Raw genomic sequence first — 18,688 nt, 5'->3', positions numbered from 1 at the left:
TTAACCAATATGCTCAAAATGAATGGTACAACCCATTAATAAATGCATAAGTTCAATTTGCGAGTTGCATTGGGTTTTTTCATAAATATTTTTAAAATAAGTGCGCACCGAACTGAGGGTAATCCCGCAATGTTCCGCAATTTCTTCTAACTTATAACCATTCAACAACAACTCACACAACTCAAACTCACGTTTAGATAATTGATAAGCTTGCTGCAAATAGGCTTTAGACAAGGCATAGTGCTGATGTTTATCGGTCAGAAATACCGCAATTTGATGTTGTCCTGCATTTTGATGCTGCATATTTTTTAATTTAGAACAAGGTACGATAGTCAGCATTAATTGTTGTCCTTTCGCATCTGACAAAGACAATACACCGCCTACATCTGCGTTTAATGCCGACTGTCCCAACAACGCTGAATGTAATAGTTGATCTAAACGACTTTGATCATAAGCATGGGTTTTTAATCGATTATACAAATCCAAATCTAAACATGAATCGTGTTCCAGCATGCTTTGAGCTAAAGGGTTTGAATAAGTCAAACTCAGCTGATGATCAAGCAAAATTACACCTGTTTTTAAATGATCGAGCACGCTATACAAACTTAAATTTTCTTGTTTAACCAAACTAAACTGACGATGGATTTGTAAAGCACGGCGTAAATGCACACCCAAATGCTTTAAAAAATCCAACTCTTTTTGTTGATACGGCGCTACATCTGGCGCACGGTGTAATCCCAAAACCGCCCAGCGATGTGAACCCTGATCGAGCAAAACAGCCGAGATATAACTAATTCCCGTCGGATTCAAACACCGTTCATAAAAGATATATTCATCACTTTCAGGGTTTTCCCCATAATGCGATAAATCCGAGCTCGCTACTTGGCCCACACCTAAATTTTCCCACAATACTCGGTGTAACTGCATGTCAATCACACGAATCCGCTCATCACGATAGGCATGCAAAGCTTCATCTGGAATATTGTGACTAAATAAAAAATCGTAACTTGGACTAAATTGATCTAAGGCAGTAAAAATGGCGGTTTTACTGTCTGTATATTGAACAATTTTTTCAATTACTTGCGGCCATAAATTCACATCTACAGCGGCATCATAAATACTGCCTATAATTTCGTGTTCTCGGTTATCCATTTTTATCCCCTTTATGCCTACTCCAATCTGCATTACATTTATTTAATCATTTGTTTTTCTTATTGTTCTAAAAAGAATAATGAGTTTTATTCACAAAAAAAAGGAGTTTAGATACATATTACACATTTAATGTGTAAATAAAAAATAGCTAGGTGATTTTGTCTTTTCATGTGTGCAATCTCTACATTACAAAAACTACGCCATAAAAAAAACCCCGTATCTGACGATACGAGGTTTTTGAAGTTTGGGTACGCTGAGGTTTACATCATACCGCCCATACCACCCATGCCACCCATATCTGGCATTGCTGGCTTGTCTTCTGGAATTTCAGTAATCATACATTCTGTTGTTAACATCAGGCCAGCAACAGACGCTGCATGCTCAAGTGCAGAACGAGTTACTTTTGCAGGGTCAAGAATACCCATTTCCAACATGTCGCCATATTCACCAGTCGCAGCGTTATAACCATAGTTACCTTCACCGTTCTTCACAGCATTGATTACTACAGATGGCTCATCACCAGCATTGGCTACGATTTGACGAAGCGGAGCTTCAATTGCACGACGAAGAATGTTGATACCTACGTTTTGGTCATCGTTAGCACCAGTCAGACCATCAAGTGCAGATGCAGCACGCACCAGTGCAACACCACCACCTGCAACAACACCTTCTTCAACCGCAGCGCGAGTTGCGTGAAGCGCATCATCCACACGGTCTTTCTTCTCTTTCATTTCAACTTCAGTTGCAGCACCAATTTTGATGACTGCTACACCGCCTGCTAATTTAGCAACACGTTCTTGAAGTTTTTCTTTGTCATATTCAGAAGTAGATTCTTCGATTTGCGCACGGATTTGCTGAACACGCTCAGAAATCTGATTTGCATCACCAGCACCATCCACAATCACGGTGTTTTCTTTAGAGACTGTAACTTTGTGCGCGCTACCCAAATGCTCTAGTGATGTTTGCTCCAAAGACATACCAATTTCTTCAGAAATAACCGTACCGCCTGTCAAGATTGCAATATCTTGAAGCATTGCTTTACGACGATCACCAAAACCAGGCGCTTTCACCGCACATACTTTGATGATGCCACGCATGTTGTTCACAACAAGCGTTGCCAGCGCTTCGCCTTCAACATCTTCAGCGATGATCAGAAGAGGCTTACCTGTTTTTGCAACCGCTTCAAGCACGCTAATCAATTCACGAATGTTGCCGATTTTTTTATCAACAAGAAGAATGAACGGATTTTCAAGTTCTGCAGTCAACGTGTCTTGTTTGTTGGCGAAGTATGGCGAGATATAACCACGGTCAAACTGCATACCTTCTACAACGTCAAGCGAATCTTCAAAGCCTGAACCTTCTTCAACAGTGATTACGCCTTCTTTACCAACGCGTTCCATTGCTTCTGCAATTAACTTGCCCACAGTCGTGTCCGAGTTTGCAGAAATAGAACCTACTTGCTCAATCGCTTTCGTGTCAGAAGCAGGTTTAGCCGTTGCTTTAATGTCTGCAACGACTGCCTTAACAGCAAGGTCGATACCACGTTTCAAATCCATTGGGTTCATGCCCGCAGTTACAGATTTGATGCCCTCATTTAAAATGGCTTGTGCAAGTACTGTTGCAGTCGTTGTACCGTCACCTGCGATGTCATTGGTTTTACTTGACACTTCACGAACCAACTGTGCACCCATGTTTTCAAATTTGTCTTTCAGGGTGATTTCTTTCGCAACAGATACACCATCTTTAGTGATGTGCGGTGCACCGAAAGAACGGTCAATCACTACGTTACGGCCTTTAGGGCCTAAAGTTACTTTCACAGCATCTGCAAGTACGTTCACACCTGCAATCATTTTTGTACGAGCTGAATCACCAAATTTTACGTCTTTAGCTGACATGTTTAACTCCAAATATTTTTAAATAATGTTCAAATTTGCTTTGAATATGAGTTCTGAAATTAGCCTTCAAGTACTGCTAAAATGTCAGACTCTTTCATAATTAGAAGTTCTTCACCGTCTACTTTAACTGTGGTGCCTGCATAAGTACCAAACAAGACTTTGTCGCCCACTTTTACGTCTAAAGCGCGTACGCCATTGTCTGTAATTTGACCATTACCTACTGCAATCACTTCACCTTGCGCTGGTTTTTCTGCTGCAGAACCTGGAAGCAAGATACCGCCAGCTGTTTTTGTTTCTTCTTCAACACGACGAATAACTACGCGGTCATGTAATGGACGAATGTTGCTCATAAATAACTCCATCAGACTAGGTCTATGTATAGATTCCTGATGACGACTTATTTATTCCTTTGGTCATCATCAAAATAAATTTTAGATGACACAGTTGTGGGGATGGAAAAAAACGCTTCAAGGGGAAAAGCTAAAAATTTTTCAATTTTTGTTGTTTTTTTAGACAAGTTGGCTAGATCGGTGATTTATTCTGCATTTTGTTGCCACAACACAAATTGCTTTTGTGCGGCATCGAACAGGTAATGCTGCACATCCCCATGGTTACTCAATATATTTAAGCTATTGGGTATGCCCTGATGCAAACGATACGAAATTGCAGTACCTGCATGAATATCCAGCACAGGATGCGCTACACCTAAGGCATAAATTTGATTTAAGTCATACACGGCTGGTTGATGTAAATGCCCATGCAGCAAGGCATACAAACCATTTTTGCTCCACTGCTCTAAAGCAATTCGTCCCAACACTGGGCAATCTTTAATACCGTGACGATCATCTGGTGGTGTATAAAATGGTTGATGCGCCACCAAAATTTTTAACTTATTTGTGGGCGCAGCTTGCAGCAAAGTATCTATTTCCTGAATTTGATTCAAAGAAATATGCCCACGAGTATGAAAACGTCGCCGAATACTGTTCACCCCTATCACATAAAAATGGGCGGTTTCCAAAATTGTTTCCATACGCCCAAAAAACAACTGATACCGCGCAAACGGACTAAAAAAACGATTCCAAAGATGATATAGCGGAATATCGTGATTTCCTGGCACAACCAAATACGGTAAATTCAAACTGTCTAAAAAATGCTTACAAGCATAAAACTGTGCATAGCGTGCACGTTGGGTTAAATCACCACTGACCACAACCGCTTCCGGTCGCATACTTGCACACAGTTGTTGTACTGCCTGCATACAAGCCACATTTTCAGTGCCAAAGTGCAAATCAGACAGATGCAGCAGCATGCGGCACCTTAATCTTCAATGCATTTTTCAATACAGAAATACGCAGTGGTGGGCGCATTTTGACAATTTCTCCATCAAGCGCCACGGTCAGTTGTTGGCGTTTACTATGAATGACCACCTGCTCTGCTGCAAAACTGTACATATCATTGGCTTGCTCAGCCTTCCCCTGAATTAATTGCCACAGAATTTTAAATAAAGTCAATTTATCGGACTTTGCCACTGCAACACCTGCGACTTTGCCTGCTGCAGCAGCTTTGGCAATACGTAAATTCATTTCAGACAGTTGTAATTGATTATTCCCAAAGAAAATGAGCGGCGTTTTCAGCGGATAGCGCTTTGTATCGACCTCTATTTCTAATTTTAATTCTTTACGGTCACGCAGCAGTACATCTAAAGCCGAGGTATAGGCATGTAAAGGAAAGCGTCCTAAATAACGGTTATAACGCTCACGTTTTTGAATAAATAAAGGGTATAAACCCAAACTGGCATTGTTTAAATAGATGTGTTGATTGATTTGTGCCACATGCACAGCACGCGTACTGCCAGTTGCGATGACATGCGCTGCTTCAATTAAATCTAGCGGAATATTCAGTAAGCGCGCCACATAATTAAACGTGCCCAAAGGCAAAATACCCATGGGGATAGATGTCCCTTTTAACTTTGCAGCAACCGCATTTAAAGTACCATCTCCACCCGCTGCAACCACAACACCGCTTAACTGCGCTGCTTGATGCCGTGCTAACACCTGTTGCATCAGTTGATCAAAATTGGCGATTTCACCCATTTCAAACAATTGGATTTCAAAACCATGCTGTGACAAAACATGCAACAGTTCTTCATAGACACCTTCTTGCTGTGTGGCATGAAATCCTGATTTTTGATTATAAATAAGAGATAAAGGCTGTAATGTTGTCGACATTTTCTTCAATCATTTTAAAGCTTTTGCTCTAATTTCAACCAATTGATGCAGAATGAAAAGCAGCTTTATGTAAAAATCGAATGACGACCATTCATTAAATCAATAATCATTCTTTATAAAATTTAAGATATAAGTACATGTTTTAATTAAAAATAATTAAAATAAATAATGCCCATAATTTTTTTAAATAATGATAAATGGAACACAAAAAAGTTGTAAGCCCATGTTTCATATATGTTATTCATTATTTATATGGGTATTTTTCACATAAAGCTAAATCAAGCCTATGTCTTATTTTTTTTATGTTTTTGTGCTTTAATACAGCCACTTTTTTTTCATATTTCATCTGAACCATGTACCCCATCGTTCAGATTGTACTTTGTACACGACTTGTACACATTTAAGATAGGCCTCACCATGACCCAAGTGAACGCACCAGAATTCGTTCGTCACCCTAAGCTTATTGCATGGGTTGAAGAAATTGCAAAGTTAACGAAACCAGCAAAAATTGAATGGTGTGACGGTAGCGCAGAAGAATATCAACGTCTAATCGACTTGATGATCGCTAACGGCACCATGCAAGCATTAAACCAAGAAAAACACCCTGGTTCGTACCTTGCAAATTCTGATCCTTCTGACGTTGCTCGTGTTGAAGACCGTACTTACATCTGCTCTGAAAACAAAGAAGATGCTGGTGCGACAAACAACTGGGAAGCGCCAGCTGAAATGCGCGCTAAATTAAACGGTTTATTCGACGGCTCAATGGCTGGTCGTACCATGTATGTGGTTCCATTCTCTATGGGCCCATTAGGTAGCCACATTGCGCACATCGGTATTGAATTAACTGACTCTCCTTATGTTGCTGTCAGCATGTCTAAAATGGCTCGTATGGGTAAAGCTGTTTATGACGTATTGGGCACAGATGGCGAATTTGTTCCTTGCGTACACACTGTGGGCGCACCATTGGCTGAAGGCGAGAAAGACGTTGCTTGGCCATGTAACAAAGAAAAATACATCGTACATTATCCAGAAACTCGTGAAATCTGGTCGTATGGTTCTGGTTACGGCGGTAACGCATTATTGGGTAAAAAATGCTTAGCGCTTCGTATTGCTTCTGCAATGGGTCGTGAACAAGGCTGGTTAGCAGAACACATGCTAATTTTAGGCGTGACCAACCCACAAGGCGAAAAACACTACATCGCAGCAGCATTCCCTTCTGCATGTGGTAAAACCAACTTTGCGATGTTAATTCCACCTGCAGGTTATGAAGGCTGGAAAATTGAAACTGTAGGTGACGATATTGCTTGGATCAAACCAGGTGAAGATGGTCGCTTATATGCAATTAACCCTGAAGCTGGTTTCTTCGGTGTTGCTCCTGGTACAAACACCAAGACTAACCCGAACTGTATGGCAACTCTGCACAAAGACGTGATTTATACCAACGTTGCTGTGACTGACAACGGCGAAGTATGGTGGGAAGGTCTATCTAAAGAAGTTCCTGCAAACTTAACCAACTGGAAAGGTCAACCACATACTGGCGCAGAAAAAGCAGCTCATCCAAATGCGCGCTTCACTGTTGCAGCAGGTCAATGCCCTTCTATCGATGCTGACTGGGAAAATCCAGCAGGTGTTCCAATTTCAGCGTTCATCTTCGGTGGTCGTCGTGCAGACACAGTGCCTCTAATTTCAGAAGCATTTGACTGGGTAGATGGCGTATATAAAGCAGCAACGATGGGTTCTGAAACGACTGCAGCAGCCGTTGGTCAACAAGGTATTGTACGCCGTGACCCATTTGCAATGCTTCCGTTTGCTGGTTACAACATGGCAGACTACTTCTCTCACTGGTTAGAGATGGGTGAGCAAGTTGGCGAGAAAGCAAAAGCTGCAGGCAACAAATTACCAGGTATCTACAATGTAAACTGGTTCCGTCGTGATGCAGAAGGCAACTTCGTATGGCCTGGTTTTGGTCAAAACATGCGTGTGCTTGAGTGGATCATTGATCGTTGCGAAGGTCGTGCAGAAGCTGTTGAAACTCCAATTGGTTTCGTTCCAAAGTATGAGCAATTGAACTGGACTGGTTTAGATTTCTCTAAAGAGCAATTTGAAACTGTAACAGCGCAAGACAAAGAACAATGGATCAAAGAGTTAGAAAGCCACACTGAGTTATTCAACAAACTTGGTGAGCGCTTACCTGCTGCATTGAAAGCACGTCAAGCTGCTTTACTTGAAGCGGTTAAGTCTGCGTAATTCAACGCTGATGGCTAAAAAAAGGTCACTTCGGTGACCTTTTTTATTGCCCTAATATTTTATGTGTTAAAAGCACCGAAATCCGCTCTTCAACAATCCCACCTGATGTGTAAATACTAAATAATACGAAGATTCAAGGTAAAAACATGACATCACAAGCACACGCTTATCAGCTCAAATATAGACAGCCTGCTACACCGCCAACAAAGCCATGCTTTGTCCTCTCAGCTATGGCATACTTAAAACAAGAATGAAATGACATCAAAAACATGGGACATGATCATGAATAAAACCATGAAGAATACAATGATTATTTTGGCTATGACGGGACTTGGGTTAGGTTTATCCGCTTGTCAAAGTTTGCCAGAGCAAAACGAGAATAGTTTTGTTGGCTATAAAGTCGAAAGCAAAACTGATCGCACTGCCGTATTGGCTTATACGCTTGCAGGACGTCAAAACCAACAGCGCGATGAAAGTAAATTACAGCGTGCCTGCCAAAAAGAACTTGGTGCGCATAAAACTTATCAATTGCGGATTTTAAGTATTAATGAAGTGGTGAATCCTGCAGCCAACCAACAAGACCCGTATGGTCGCCAACTTGGGCAAAGCCGCACCTCTATTGGCTTATCGAACACACCTGAGCTACATAGCAGTGAAAACTATGCTACACGTCAGGCCTTAGATGCTCGCCCAAGCACACTGCGCATTGTGCGTTATAGCTGCAATTAATTCGCGCCACAAAACTGGCTTCCTATAAGACGTGATGAGTTATCGCGTCTTATAAAAACTCACATTACGGAACTCTTTGGCTTCATCCAAATCTGGCCATGTGGTCGCGCTGCGTTCATCTATTTTTATATATTGTGGATGACTAAAGTTTTTCACTCGGCTGTCTGCCACCCAAACTTCTGGGGCGAACTTTAAGAACTCATCTAAAAAAAAGCGATTGCATTGATCATAAAGTACATCGGCAGCCAACAATACATCCACTTGTTCTGCTTTGTATAGATCATCTAAATATTCAAGCACCACATCATTCAATTCAGCATTGGCTCGACAGGCTGCAAGGCTAATGGGGTCAATATCACAACAAATTACCCGTTTGGCACCTGCCATTTTTGCAGCAATCGCCACCACGCCCGAACCTGCACCAAAGTCTAAAACGACTTTATTTTTTACTTGCTGCGGTTCTGCCAATAACCATTGCGCCATTGCAAGTCCTGAAGCCCAACAGAAAATCCAGTACGGCGTATCATTCCAAATACGACGAATCACTTCATCATCTAGCTTGTCGGTAGGAAATACTGGTGGAATAAGCCAAAGTGAAATAGGCGTTTCAGGCAATTGCTGTGCCAGTAATTCACAATTTGGAATTACATCATGTAAAGCATCTAAAAGATGTTCAGGGGCTTTAGGAAATTGAAAGGTACAGCTCATTGGATTTTTATTCGTTCTAATTTAAAAAGTTCCCTCTGCTTTTTTAAAGGAGAGGGAGCATTCATTATTTTTACAATGAATTCCCCACTCTTTTTTAGGAGAGTTAGGGAGAGAATTTTTAAGCCCTCATCCCAGCCTTCTCCCTGAGCCGTATACGGCGCAAGAGAAGGAGCATCCATTATTTTCACAATGAATTTCCCCTCTCCTGAGCAAAATTTAAAGCACTGCTTTTAAATTGAAGCGCAAGAGAGGGTTAGGGAGAGGTCTTCATCAACCTAACGCTTTCTCAGCCGCTTCAACCGTTTGACGAATCAAAGTTGTAATCGTCATTGGGCCAACGCCACCTGGTACAGGCGTATATGCAGAAGCAATCTCTTCAATGCCTTGCAATTGGATATCACCAACACCACCGCCATCACGTGGATGGAAGCCTGCATCAACAACCACAGCGCCTGGTTTGATCCAGTCTTTTTGAATCAATTCAGCTTTACCAACCGCACCAACAATAATGTCCGCTTGTTTCACAAAACTTGCAAGATCTTGGGTACGTGAATGGCAAATGGTTACTGTTGCATTGGCTTCAAGAAGCATCGCAGCCATTGGTTTACCTAAAATTGCCGAACGCCCCACAACAACGGCATGTTTGCCTGCAATTTCAATGTTTTTTTCTTTAAGAATGGTCATAATGCCTGCAGGTGTTGCAGAACCATATGCAGCTTCGCCCATTGCCATACGACCATAACCTAAACAGGTCACACCATCTACGTCTTTTGCAAGTGAAATCGCATCAAAACAAGCACGCTCATCAATTTGCGCAGGAACTGGGTGTTGCAACAAAATACCATGCACATCAGGATTGGCATTCAATTTTTCAATTTCTGCCAATAATTGTTCTGTGGTGGTTTCTGTTGGCAATTCTACTTTTAAAGAATCCATGCCCACACGACGGCAAGCATTGCCCTTCATGCGTACATAAGTTGCAGATGCACCGTCATCACCGACCAAAATAGTCGCTAGAATTGGGGTACGACCTGATTTTGCTTTTAACGCTTCTACACGTGTTAACAGATCAGCTTCAATTTGTTTTGCCAATGCACGACCGTCTAAAATTAATGCCACGGCACATCTCCAAATGTTGATATGAATCAATTTTGCAAATAATACATGATTATTTAGACTATTTTATTCTATATGTCGAATTAATGTGCATCTGCTCATTTAATAGTATTGTTTTTTTTTCAGAGCTTGCTAATATACGCATCACAAGACGCGGCGGGGTGGCAGAGTGGTCATGCAGCGGACTGCAACTCCGTGGACGCCGGTTCGATTCCGACCTCCGCCTCCAATCTTGTAAAACTATGCCCGAGTGGTGAAATCGGTAGACACAGGGGATTTAAAATCCCCCGCCCTCAAAGCGTGCCAGTTCGAGTCTGGCCTCGGGCACCATTTTAAAATAGATTAAAATGGTGCAAATAAAGAACCCAGCATTAAGCTGGTTTTTTTATGCCTAAATTTTAGGTTTTCCCCTCTTTATTCAATATTCAATGATGCCTCTATGAACCCTAAACAAGCGCTTCTTGATTTGCAGCAATTGCAACAACAATACCCTGCTGCATTTAAAAGAAATATTTTGTTTTATGGTTTTATTCAAAGCAAAGGCATGCTGGATGATTGGAAAGAAATGATTCCATGGGTCTTGGCCTGCCTGATTTTTATTCCTATTTCAATCAGTCTGGCGCACGGGATTCAAAACTTTGCACCGCAGTACGATGCCTTTCAAGCCAAGGCATTGGCGATTTTAGCCATCATGTTAGGTTTTATGCTGCTTCTACCTTATGTGTTGTATCAAATTAAACACAGTTCGGCATCGTGGTATCAACTACAGCAACATGCCACCATAAAAATAGCAGTATTGATTCTGCTACAAGCGGTAAATTTCGCCTATTTTCAGAGTGCAATTCTGCAAGGGATTTTATTCTTTTTCTGCATCAGTTTTGGTTTTGTACGTTTCTATAAAGAGAATATGTTCCGTGACCACATAAGCCTTGAACAAAAATATTGCTTAACGCAATTTCGCCGTGCTGCGTATTGGTCATATCGTCAAGCTGCTAAAATTCAATATCGGATGTATTTTTCCAATAAAAATAGCCCTCGTTTTGCCCAATTGAATCAGCAATATCAACATGCAATTCAGTTACACCAACAACTGATGCAGGTTGAACACAATTTATGTAAAAGCATTAAATACATAGATTTAGACAGTTATATTCAAGATAAACTCGATTAAAAACCTCCGCTTAATCATCAAAAAAAACCGAGCAACTTAGACTCGGTTTTCTGTAAATATCACACCAATTTTAAGTAGTTTTAGCGACATCAATGATTGGTTTTAAGTCTACACCATACTTCTGTTGATGACCACGCGTATCATCGAGTTTGTATTCACGTGCCTTAACCGTATCTATAAACTTCCAATCTGCAACCACTTGCGCACGATCAAAAGTCACCGTTAAATAACCACGTTGATTTAAGTTGCAATAATCCAGTTCATCAATCAGTTCTTGAAAGGCATATTCCAACGCTGCCATTTCGTCTGCAGGCACATTTAAGTAATACTCAATTCCGGGCGATGATACCGAGCTGGTCGCGAATTCCAACCCAACCTCATGATTTGTTTCATGTGTATGCAAGGTTGCAGCCCAAGCATTGTGAGTATCACCTGCCAACACCACTGCTTTTTTCCCAAGTTGCTGCAATGTCCCATACACAACTTCTCGCTCGTAGGCATAACCATCCCAAGCATCGAGGTTATAAGGTGCAACCGCATACAAACGTGCCTTATCTACTGCTGTCAAAGTTGGATCATTCGCTTTTAAACGCAATTTCAGCGTGACCAATTCTGTAATTTTCTGCTTCATTTGTGCAAGTGTTTCAGGTTGCTGATCACCATTGGTGATTTTCGCTAAAGGCAATAACAGTTCTTGTGGAATCAGTATTTTCGCCATCAACACTTGTTGAGCCAAAACATTCCAAGTAGCCCTAGACTGCCCCAACTGCTTTTGCAACCATTCTCGTTGAACTCCACCCATCAATGTGCGTTGATCACTAAATAAATCTGCCTGAAATTTAGCAGCATCAATACCTTCTGCCGTCATATAGTTAGCATAATCTAATTGCTTATGACGCGCCAAAATACGGGTATCCAGCATCATCAGATTCACCAAACCACCAAAATCAAACTGGCGATAAATATTCAAATGATCATTTTCTGCAACTGGACGAATTGGCATCCACTCGAAATAAGCCTGTAATGCCGCAATTTTACGTTCTATAAAGCTACCTTCACCTTCTTGATGATTATCTGCACCCGCTTCCCAAGTATCATTACTGAGTTCATGGTCATCCCAAATGACAATAAATGGATGGCGTTGGTGAGCAGTCTGCAAATCAGCATCGGTACGATATAAAGCATAACGTTTACGATAATCATCTAACTTGATAATTTCTTTATCATTGTCTGCAGCAAAGGTACGTCCTAACTGTTTTGCATCGTCAGTCGCGTAGCCACCTTGTCCATATTCATAAATATAATCACCCAAGTGAATAATCACATCCAGATTGTTTTCCTGTGCCATTTCTTTATACACATGAAAATAACCTGCGGGATAGTTCGAGCAAGAACAGACCGCAAATTTCACTTGATCGCTGCGTTGTGGCAAGGTTTTGGTCTGTCCTATAGCAGAAACCGTATTACCAAAGCGGAAACGGTAATAATATTTAGTCCCTGTCTGCAAACGATCTGCATCGACCTTTACAGTAAAATCTTGCGCTGCACTGGTTTGTACTTTGCCTGTGTTTACTAATTGCTTAAACACCTCATCGCTAGCAATTTCCCAAACCACTTCAATGCGCGCTGCTGTATCATTTGGCGTTACACGTGTCCATAAAATGATACGGTCATGCAGCGGATCACCACTGGCGACACCATGCAAAAACTGCACTTTTAAAGCATTTTCTACTGTATTTTCATTGTCATCGCCACATGCAGTTAATGCGACTGGCAATGACAATGCCCCAAAACCAGCCAAACTTTTTTGAATCAGCTCGCGGCGAGTTAAGCGAATGTTCATGAATATTCCTTTTATTTTTCTTGAACGCTCAACATAGAAATTTATGATTTCGCTTTGATCTCAAATTCATGAAATATTGATGACAAACAGCAGAAATATGCTGCAAACCGAACTTTTTTCAAGCTAATAAGTTGAATTGATTGAAAAGAAAGCAATTGTAAATAAATTTACTTGCCAAGATTTATTTCGTCCTCTATTATTGCGCACATGCCCGAGTGGTGAAATCGGTAGACACAGGGGATTTAAAATCCCCCGCCCTCAAAGCGTGCCAGTTCGAGTCTGGCCTCGGGCACCATTTTAATGAATCAAATCATTCAAATGGTGCAAATAAAGAACTCCAGCATTAAGCTGGTTTTTTTATGCCTAAAAAATAATATTGAAAACGATAACACTTATGTGCCGATGATTTGAAATGTCTCTACAACGCTTTATCCTCTCTTTCAAATGGGTGATCTGTTTATGCTGCTTGCTCAGTTTTGCAAGCCATGCACAAAATCCCAGCCTTGAGTCAGCAACCGAATCCGTAAACCCAATTGAAACTGATGCAGAATTTTATGATGTTTTTGCAGGAACATTGCAATATAAAAATCAAGAATTACAATTACGTCGTTGCAGCTTAGGCAACAATTTATATTTATTAAATTTCCAAAATCCTGAAGAAGAAAAGCAACTCAAAACTTTGCTGCAACAAAATACAAAGTTTTGGGTCAATTTAATTGCACAGCCAAGTGAACACAATGGTCAATACACGCTAAATGTTCGGGAAATTGCAGAACTACATACACAGCAAAGTTGCCATTTGAATGATGTTTTGGATGATTTGTTAAATCATCTATAAGTGAAAGCTGAAAGAGAGTGTCTATCACCACTCTCTCGTTGCAATCAACTCTTCCGTTTCAATCTCGAAATAGCCTTGATCTTGCAACACCATCATCATCGCCTCAGCAATATAATCTGCTGCGGTATCGTCCAAATCTGAATCCAGATCTTCAAATTGTGGTTTCATTTTATTAATGGCTTGCACGGTCTGATCTGCAAAATGATAAATATCCGTTTCAGATAAATTGGATTTAGACACGTGTTTTGCAAACTGTTGAATCAGTTGTTTTAACTCAGCAACTAAAATATCAGGATAAAACTCATCATCAAACATCGGGAGAAGTAAATCTGCAAACATACAGGCACTCAAAAATACAGAGATTCAAGCGTGCCTATATAGCATAAGCACGGCTTTAATTCTAGCTTCACCCTAAATCTATAAACTGCAATTAATTTGCCAACTGCATTGCTTGCCAGACTTTAATGGCATCAGACATAGCCTTAACATCATGCGCACGCACAATACATGCACCTTGCTGAATACTGAGTAAATGAGCCGCTACTGAACCGACTGCACGCTGTGTTGGCTCTGCTCCGCCTAAAGCTTCACCAATAAAGCGTTTACGAGACAATGCCGATAACATTGGATACCCCATACCATTGAGTTGATGCAACTCATTTAACAATTTCAAGTTCTGCTGTGCATTTTTCGCAAAACCAAAACCCGGATCAATCATGATATTTTCAGGCTTAACCCCTACCGCCAAAGCATCAGCGACACGTTGCTGCAATTCTGCAATCACATCTGCAGTGACATCATCATATTGATCTAAATTGTTCATGGTGGTCGGTTCACCACGCATGTGCATAATAATCACGGGGATATTTAACTCAGCAGCTGTTTGCAACGCATTTGGACGGGTCAGCGCACGTACATCATTCCAGATATGCGCCCCCGCAGCTACGGCAGCACGAATCACTTCAGGCTGTGACGTATCAATCGAAAGTACCACATCATAAGCAGATAAGGCTTCTACCACAGGAACCACACGACGAATTTCTTCTTCTACACTCACAGGACTAGCTCCCGGACGTGTTGACTCTCCGCCAATATCAATCACGGTTGCACCTTCGGCTATCATTTCCAAAGCACGCGCCACAGCAGCATCTTTTTCATTATGTCGCCCACCATCACTAAACGAGTCTGGTGTCACATTTAGAATTCCCATCACATGCGGCTGAGATAAATCTAAACGCAAACGTCCACATTGCAATACACGTTTGGGTAATGGCATTAGCTGCATGCTGGTCTTCCTTTCAATTTGAAAAGCTTATTTTAACAAGGCTAATTTTAAAGATGTGGAATTCTTTTCGATGAGCGTCAACAGACCCTAATATTCCGGTCACAACTGCACATAAACCACACGAATAAAAAAAGAGCCTTTATACAAAGACTCTTTTTTAACATCATGTGAGCTGATTAGCTCGCTGGTAATGGTGGCGGTGTGCTTGGACCATCGGTTGGTGTTACATCAATCACAGGATTGTCTGCAATATACACCTTCGGTGGCTGTGGCTCACGACCTTCCATAATGTCACGGATTTGGTCACGATCAATGGTTTCCCATTCCAACAATGCTTTTACCATTGCGTGGGCAATGTCTTGGTTATTTTCCAAAATATCGCGGGCAACTTTATATTGCTCATCAATAATACGACGAACTTCAGCATCCACTTGTTGCTGGGTGGCTTCAGAAATGGTACGGCTGCCTAAACTACCCATGAATGATTGTTGTGTATCATCTTCATAGACCATTACGCCTAACTTGTCAGACATACCGTATTTGGTCACCATCGCACGTGCTAATTTAGTCGCACGCTCAAAGTCATTCGATGCACCTGTCGACATTTGATTAATAAAGACTTCTTCTGCAATACGACCACCAAACAAGATAGACAAGTCGTTCAGCATTTTGTCTTTATAATGGCTAGTTTGGTCATGTTCAGGCAATTGCCATGTCACACCCAATGCCCAGCCACGCGGCATAATCGTTACTTTATGCACAGGGTCTGTACCCGGCAGCATTTCAGCAACAATCGCATGACCTGCTTCATGATAAGCCGTTGCACGACGTTCTTCTTCACGCAGCACCATCGACTTACGCTCAGGGCCCATATACAACTTATCTTTAGCATCTTCAAAGTCGTGCATATCCACCGTATTTTTATTACGACGGGCAGCAAACAATGCAGCTTCATTCACAAGGTTCGCCAATTGCGCACCAGAGAAGCCTGGTGTACCACGTGCCAAGACTTTGACATCTACACCTGTAACTGAAGGCAGTTTTTTCAAGTGAACATTCAGAATTTGCTCACGACCTTTAATGTCTGGCAAGCCAACCATGACTTGACGGTCAAAACGACCTGGACGCAATAAAGCTTTATCCAGTACATCGGCACGGTTTGTCGCAGCGATAACAATAATGCCTTCATTGCCTTCAAAACCATCCATTTCAACAAGCATTTGGTTAAGTGTTTGCTCACGTTCATCGTGACCACCACCTGTACCTGAACCACGGTGACGACCTACCGCATCAATCTCATCAATAAAGATGATACACGGTGCATGACGTTTAGCTTGCTCGAACATATCACGGACACGAGAAGCACCCACACCCACGAACATTTCAACGAAGTCAGAACCAGAAATGCTAAAGAATGGCACTTTGGCTTCGCCAGCAATGGCTTTGGCCAATAAGGTTTTACCTGTACCCGGTGGACCCACCATCAACACACCTTTAGGAATAGTTGCACCTAAACGCTTGAATTTAGCAGGGTCTTTTAAGAAATCTACAATTTCAACCACTTCTTGTTTTGCTTCGTCACAACCTGCAACATCGGCAAATGTGACTTTAATTTGGTCTTCAGACAACATTTTGGCTTTAGATTTACCAAAGCTCATCGGGCCGTTTTTACCACCTGCACCGCCACCCATGTTGCGCATAAAGAACATGAATAACAAAATGATTAAAAGTACAGGGAAACTTGCGATCAATAGTTGCATTAACAAACCTTGACGTTGAGGTGCAGTACCTTCAACAACAACGTTGTTTTTAATCAGATTCGGCATCAGTTCAGGGTCTTGAACTGCTGGACGAATGCTTTCAAAGGACGAGCCGTTGACTTTTTCGCCACTAATTCTTTCGCCATCAATTGTGACTTGCTTAATTTGACCAGCATTCACCGCTGTAACGAACTCTGAATAGTTCATTGCAGTTGGCTTTTCACTGTTATTGATGTTGCTGAAAATTAGAATCAGCACACCAAGTATAATCAGCCACAATACGGCATTCTTGAAGAGATCGCTCAAAGCTTTATTCCCATATCAATCTAATTTGATCATGCCCGTTACTGGGTGACCTTTCATTCAAAAAGCTGAAGATCAGCTAGACAATTCATTAAAAACGTACAAAATGCACAATTTTTAACGGCTTGGCAAGTAAACTTTATTTAGACGCTTTTTTACGTCCTTGTCCAATAAGGAATACTTCTTTGGAACGCGCGCGTGAAGCAGCGGGTTTTGCTGTCTTTAACACATCAAAACTGTCCACGACCTGTTTACGAAATTCGTCAAATCCCGAACCTTGGAACACTTTGACCACAAACTGACCATTAGGTCCCAATACGCGATTGGCAAAATCGAGAGCCAACTCACATAAGTAAATTTGACGCGGTTGATCTACAGCTTTATTACCTGATGTATTGGGGGCCATATCGGAAATTACAACGTCTACCGTGCGTCCGTTTAAAATATTTAACAATTTTTCGAAAACTTCTTCTTCGCGGAAGTCACCTTGTAAAAAGGTCACATCTGGTAGTGCATCCATTTCCAAAATATCGGAAGCGATCACCAAACCTTTGTCGCCGACAAGTTTCCCTGCGATTTGCGACCAACTACCCGGTGCTGCACCTAAGTCCACCACCGTCATGCCCGGTTTGATCAGTTTATATTTTTCTTGAATCTCAAGTAGTTTGTATGCAGCACGTGCACGATACCCTTCTTTTTGCGCTCTTTTCACAAAGGGATCATCTAGGTGCTCTCTCATCCACGCACGACTACTTTTGGATAACTTTTGGTTGGTAATGCGTGTTGCCATAACTCTCTTAGTAACGAATAGCCATCTAAATTGCGATTGTACGTGAAAATTAGCAAGCTTGCAGTAGACATCTGTATCTAAATGCCAATAACTAACAAGTTTTTTCTATTAAATCCATCGCTTATTTCTGTACTGTGGCATAAAAAACCTCTCTCATCACTAATGGATAAACCTAAGCAAATGTTCAATTTTGATATTTTTGTACTGCTGCAAGATCGCGGATTATTTGCATAGAATTTACAGCGTTTCAAATTGGCTTTTGTTATACTAAGCCGTTTTTAAAATTAGGTTATCTTTATGGCGGCTCTCTCTATTCAGGAACGCAAGCGTTTACGTCAAATTGGTCATGCACTTAACCCTGTAGTGATGGTTGGCGGTCAAGGTTTGACTGAAAATGTAATTGAAGAAACCAACCGTGCTTTAAACGATCACGAATTGATTAAAGTTAAAATTGGTGGTGAAGACCGTGAAGTACGTGCAGCTGTAATTACTGAAATTGCTGCAGCAACAGGTTCTGAAGTGGTACAAACAATTGGTAAAATTGCTTTACTTTATAAAAAAGCAGCAAAACAAAATGCCAAGTTGTCAAATTTAGTTCGTCACGCTCATTTGTCTAACTAAGC

General features: G+C 41.3%; 17 protein-coding genes and 3 tRNA genes. 8 read left to right on the top strand and 12 right to left on the bottom strand.

The features are described 5' to 3' along the window. From FTT70_RS01035 to FTT70_RS01015, 5 genes are all read right to left on the bottom strand, one after another. Positions 1-1,152: a helix-turn-helix transcriptional regulator gene (locus FTT70_RS01035; RefSeq protein WP_004972128.1), complete on the bottom strand. Its 1,152-nt coding sequence runs from the start codon at positions 1,150-1,152 to the stop codon at positions 1-3. A gap of 260 nt (positions 1,153-1,412) precedes the next feature. Further along, positions 1,413-3,047 carry a chaperonin GroEL gene (gene groL / locus FTT70_RS01030; RefSeq protein WP_180168185.1) on the bottom strand — a complete coding sequence of 545 codons (1,635 nt, stop codon included), beginning with the start codon at positions 3,045-3,047 and terminating at the stop codon, positions 1,413-1,415. 59 nt (positions 3,048-3,106) lie between these two features. Further along, positions 3,107-3,397 carry a co-chaperone GroES gene (gene groES, locus FTT70_RS01025; RefSeq protein ID WP_004972131.1) on the bottom strand — a complete coding sequence of 97 codons (291 nt, stop codon included), beginning with the start codon at positions 3,395-3,397 and terminating at the stop codon, positions 3,107-3,109. Between the two features lie 185 nt (positions 3,398-3,582). After that, a complete protein-coding gene (locus FTT70_RS01020) occupies positions 3,583-4,356 on the bottom strand; it encodes a metallophosphoesterase (RefSeq protein ID WP_131260664.1) in 774 nt (257 codons plus the stop codon). Beyond that, positions 4,337-5,275 (bottom strand): diacylglycerol kinase family protein, encoded by a 939-nt coding sequence (locus tag FTT70_RS01015; RefSeq protein ID WP_004972135.1) that lies wholly within the window; start codon positions 5,273-5,275, stop codon positions 4,337-4,339. The genes FTT70_RS01020 and FTT70_RS01015 overlap by 20 nt, the downstream gene beginning before the upstream one ends. Before the next feature lie 417 nt (positions 5,276-5,692). Here FTT70_RS01015 and FTT70_RS01010 point away from each other — a divergent pair, with 417 nt between their 5' ends. Together FTT70_RS01010 and FTT70_RS01005 are read left to right on the top strand one after the other, a co-directional pair. Beyond that, positions 5,693-7,522 (top strand): phosphoenolpyruvate carboxykinase (GTP), encoded by a 1,830-nt coding sequence (locus tag FTT70_RS01010; RefSeq protein WP_096900993.1) that lies wholly within the window; start codon positions 5,693-5,695, stop codon positions 7,520-7,522. 294 nt (positions 7,523-7,816) lie between these two features. After that, positions 7,817-8,251 (top strand): hypothetical protein, encoded by a 435-nt coding sequence (locus tag FTT70_RS01005; RefSeq protein WP_026438295.1) that lies wholly within the window; start codon positions 7,817-7,819, stop codon positions 8,249-8,251. A 39-nt stretch (positions 8,252-8,290) separates the two neighbouring features. Here FTT70_RS01005 and FTT70_RS01000 read toward each other — a convergent pair whose 3' ends face one another. Beyond that, the gene (locus tag FTT70_RS01000; protein ID WP_004972140.1) at positions 8,291-8,959 is read right to left on the bottom strand and encodes a methyltransferase; all 669 of its coding nucleotides are present in this window, start codon (positions 8,957-8,959) and stop codon (positions 8,291-8,293) included. A gap of 270 nt (positions 8,960-9,229) precedes the next feature. After that, complete coding sequence (gene folD, locus FTT70_RS00995; RefSeq protein ID WP_004972142.1) at positions 9,230-10,078, bottom strand: bifunctional methylenetetrahydrofolate dehydrogenase/methenyltetrahydrofolate cyclohydrolase FolD; 849 nt, start codon at positions 10,076-10,078, stop codon at positions 9,230-9,232. A gap of 152 nt (positions 10,079-10,230) precedes the next feature. Between folD and FTT70_RS00990 the strand changes: the two genes are divergently transcribed. The 3 genes from FTT70_RS00990 to FTT70_RS00980 all read left to right on the top strand — a co-directional run bounded on the left by FTT70_RS00990 (position 10,231) and on the right by FTT70_RS00980 (position 11,246). Continuing rightward, positions 10,231-10,304, top strand: a tRNA-Cys gene (locus tag FTT70_RS00990). A gap of 15 nt (positions 10,305-10,319) precedes the next feature. Then, positions 10,320-10,405, top strand: a tRNA-Leu gene (locus FTT70_RS00985). 109 nt (positions 10,406-10,514) lie between these two features. Beyond that, positions 10,515-11,246: a hypothetical protein gene (locus FTT70_RS00980; protein WP_096900995.1), complete on the top strand. Its 732-nt coding sequence runs from the start codon at positions 10,515-10,517 to the stop codon at positions 11,244-11,246. A gap of 70 nt (positions 11,247-11,316) precedes the next feature. Here FTT70_RS00980 and FTT70_RS00975 read toward each other — a convergent pair whose 3' ends face one another. Then, complete coding sequence (locus tag FTT70_RS00975) at positions 11,317-13,089, bottom strand: alkaline phosphatase (protein WP_180168184.1); 1,773 nt, start codon at positions 13,087-13,089, stop codon at positions 11,317-11,319. Positions 13,090-13,298: 209 nt separating this feature from the next. Between FTT70_RS00975 and FTT70_RS00970 the strand changes: the two genes are divergently transcribed. Beyond that, positions 13,299-13,384: transfer RNA gene (locus tag FTT70_RS00970), tRNA-Leu, on the top strand. A gap of 117 nt (positions 13,385-13,501) precedes the next feature. Then, positions 13,502-13,927 carry a hypothetical protein gene (locus tag FTT70_RS00965; RefSeq protein ID WP_180095976.1) on the top strand — a complete coding sequence of 142 codons (426 nt, stop codon included), beginning with the start codon at positions 13,502-13,504 and terminating at the stop codon, positions 13,925-13,927. Between the two features lie 24 nt (positions 13,928-13,951). Here FTT70_RS00965 and FTT70_RS00960 read toward each other — a convergent pair whose 3' ends face one another. The 4 genes from FTT70_RS00960 to rlmE form a co-directional block, all read right to left on the bottom strand. Then, positions 13,952-14,266, bottom strand: coding sequence for a DUF5713 family protein (locus FTT70_RS00960; protein WP_096900998.1), 315 nt, complete (start codon positions 14,264-14,266; stop codon positions 13,952-13,954). Positions 14,267-14,357: 91 nt separating this feature from the next. Next, the gene (gene folP, locus FTT70_RS00955; RefSeq protein WP_218952752.1) at positions 14,358-15,212 is read right to left on the bottom strand and encodes a dihydropteroate synthase; all 855 of its coding nucleotides are present in this window, start codon (positions 15,210-15,212) and stop codon (positions 14,358-14,360) included. 176 nt (positions 15,213-15,388) lie between these two features. Then, positions 15,389-17,278: an ATP-dependent zinc metalloprotease FtsH gene (ftsH, locus tag FTT70_RS00950; RefSeq protein WP_004972155.1), complete on the bottom strand. Its 1,890-nt coding sequence runs from the start codon at positions 17,276-17,278 to the stop codon at positions 15,389-15,391. 136 nt (positions 17,279-17,414) lie between these two features. Beyond that, entirely contained in the window at positions 17,415-18,065 is a 651-nt protein-coding gene (gene rlmE, locus FTT70_RS00945) for a 23S rRNA (uridine(2552)-2'-O)-methyltransferase RlmE (RefSeq protein WP_004972157.1), read from the bottom strand. Positions 18,066-18,362: 297 nt separating this feature from the next. Here rlmE and yhbY point away from each other — a divergent pair, with 297 nt between their 5' ends. Further along, positions 18,363-18,686: a ribosome assembly RNA-binding protein YhbY gene (yhbY, locus tag FTT70_RS00940; protein WP_004972158.1), complete on the top strand. Its 324-nt coding sequence runs from the start codon at positions 18,363-18,365 to the stop codon at positions 18,684-18,686. The last annotated feature ends 2 nt before the right edge of the window (positions 18,687-18,688 follow it).

Source organism: Acinetobacter sp. YH01003 (genome assembly GCF_013420525.1).
Taxonomy (GTDB): domain Bacteria; phylum Pseudomonadota; class Gammaproteobacteria; order Pseudomonadales; family Moraxellaceae; genus Acinetobacter; species Acinetobacter towneri.
This window is presented reverse-complemented; position numbering and strand designations above follow the sequence as displayed.

Coding starts and splice junctions, on each gene's coding strand:
- FTT70_RS00960 (WP_096900998.1), bottom strand. CDS start 14,266: ATGTTTGCAGATTTACTTCTCCCGATGTTTGATGATGAGTTTTATCCT.
- groL (WP_180168185.1), bottom strand. CDS start 3,047: ATGTCAGCTAAAGACGTAAAATTTGGTGATTCAGCTCGTACAAAAATG.
- FTT70_RS01010 (WP_096900993.1), top strand. CDS start 5,693: ATGACCCAAGTGAACGCACCAGAATTCGTTCGTCACCCTAAGCTTATT.
- FTT70_RS01015 (WP_004972135.1), bottom strand. CDS start 5,275: ATGTCGACAACATTACAGCCTTTATCTCTTATTTATAATCAAAAATCA.
- FTT70_RS00965 (WP_180095976.1), top strand. CDS start 13,502: ATGTCTCTACAACGCTTTATCCTCTCTTTCAAATGGGTGATCTGTTTA.
- FTT70_RS01035 (WP_004972128.1), bottom strand. CDS start 1,152: ATGGATAACCGAGAACACGAAATTATAGGCAGTATTTATGATGCCGCT.
- FTT70_RS00980 (WP_096900995.1), top strand. CDS start 10,515: ATGAACCCTAAACAAGCGCTTCTTGATTTGCAGCAATTGCAACAACAA.
- groES (WP_004972131.1), bottom strand. CDS start 3,397: ATGAGCAACATTCGTCCATTACATGACCGCGTAGTTATTCGTCGTGTT.
- rlmE (WP_004972157.1), bottom strand. CDS start 18,065: ATGGCAACACGCATTACCAACCAAAAGTTATCCAAAAGTAGTCGTGCG.
- FTT70_RS00975 (WP_180168184.1), bottom strand. CDS start 13,089: ATGAACATTCGCTTAACTCGCCGCGAGCTGATTCAAAAAAGTTTGGCT.
- FTT70_RS01000 (WP_004972140.1), bottom strand. CDS start 8,959: ATGAGCTGTACCTTTCAATTTCCTAAAGCCCCTGAACATCTTTTAGAT.
- FTT70_RS01005 (WP_026438295.1), top strand. CDS start 7,817: ATGAAGAATACAATGATTATTTTGGCTATGACGGGACTTGGGTTAGGT.
- FTT70_RS01020 (WP_131260664.1), bottom strand. CDS start 4,356: ATGCTGCTGCATCTGTCTGATTTGCACTTTGGCACTGAAAATGTGGCT.
- folP (WP_218952752.1), bottom strand. CDS start 15,212: ATGCAGCTAATGCCATTACCCAAACGTGTATTGCAATGTGGACGTTTG.
- yhbY (WP_004972158.1), top strand. CDS start 18,363: ATGGCGGCTCTCTCTATTCAGGAACGCAAGCGTTTACGTCAAATTGGT.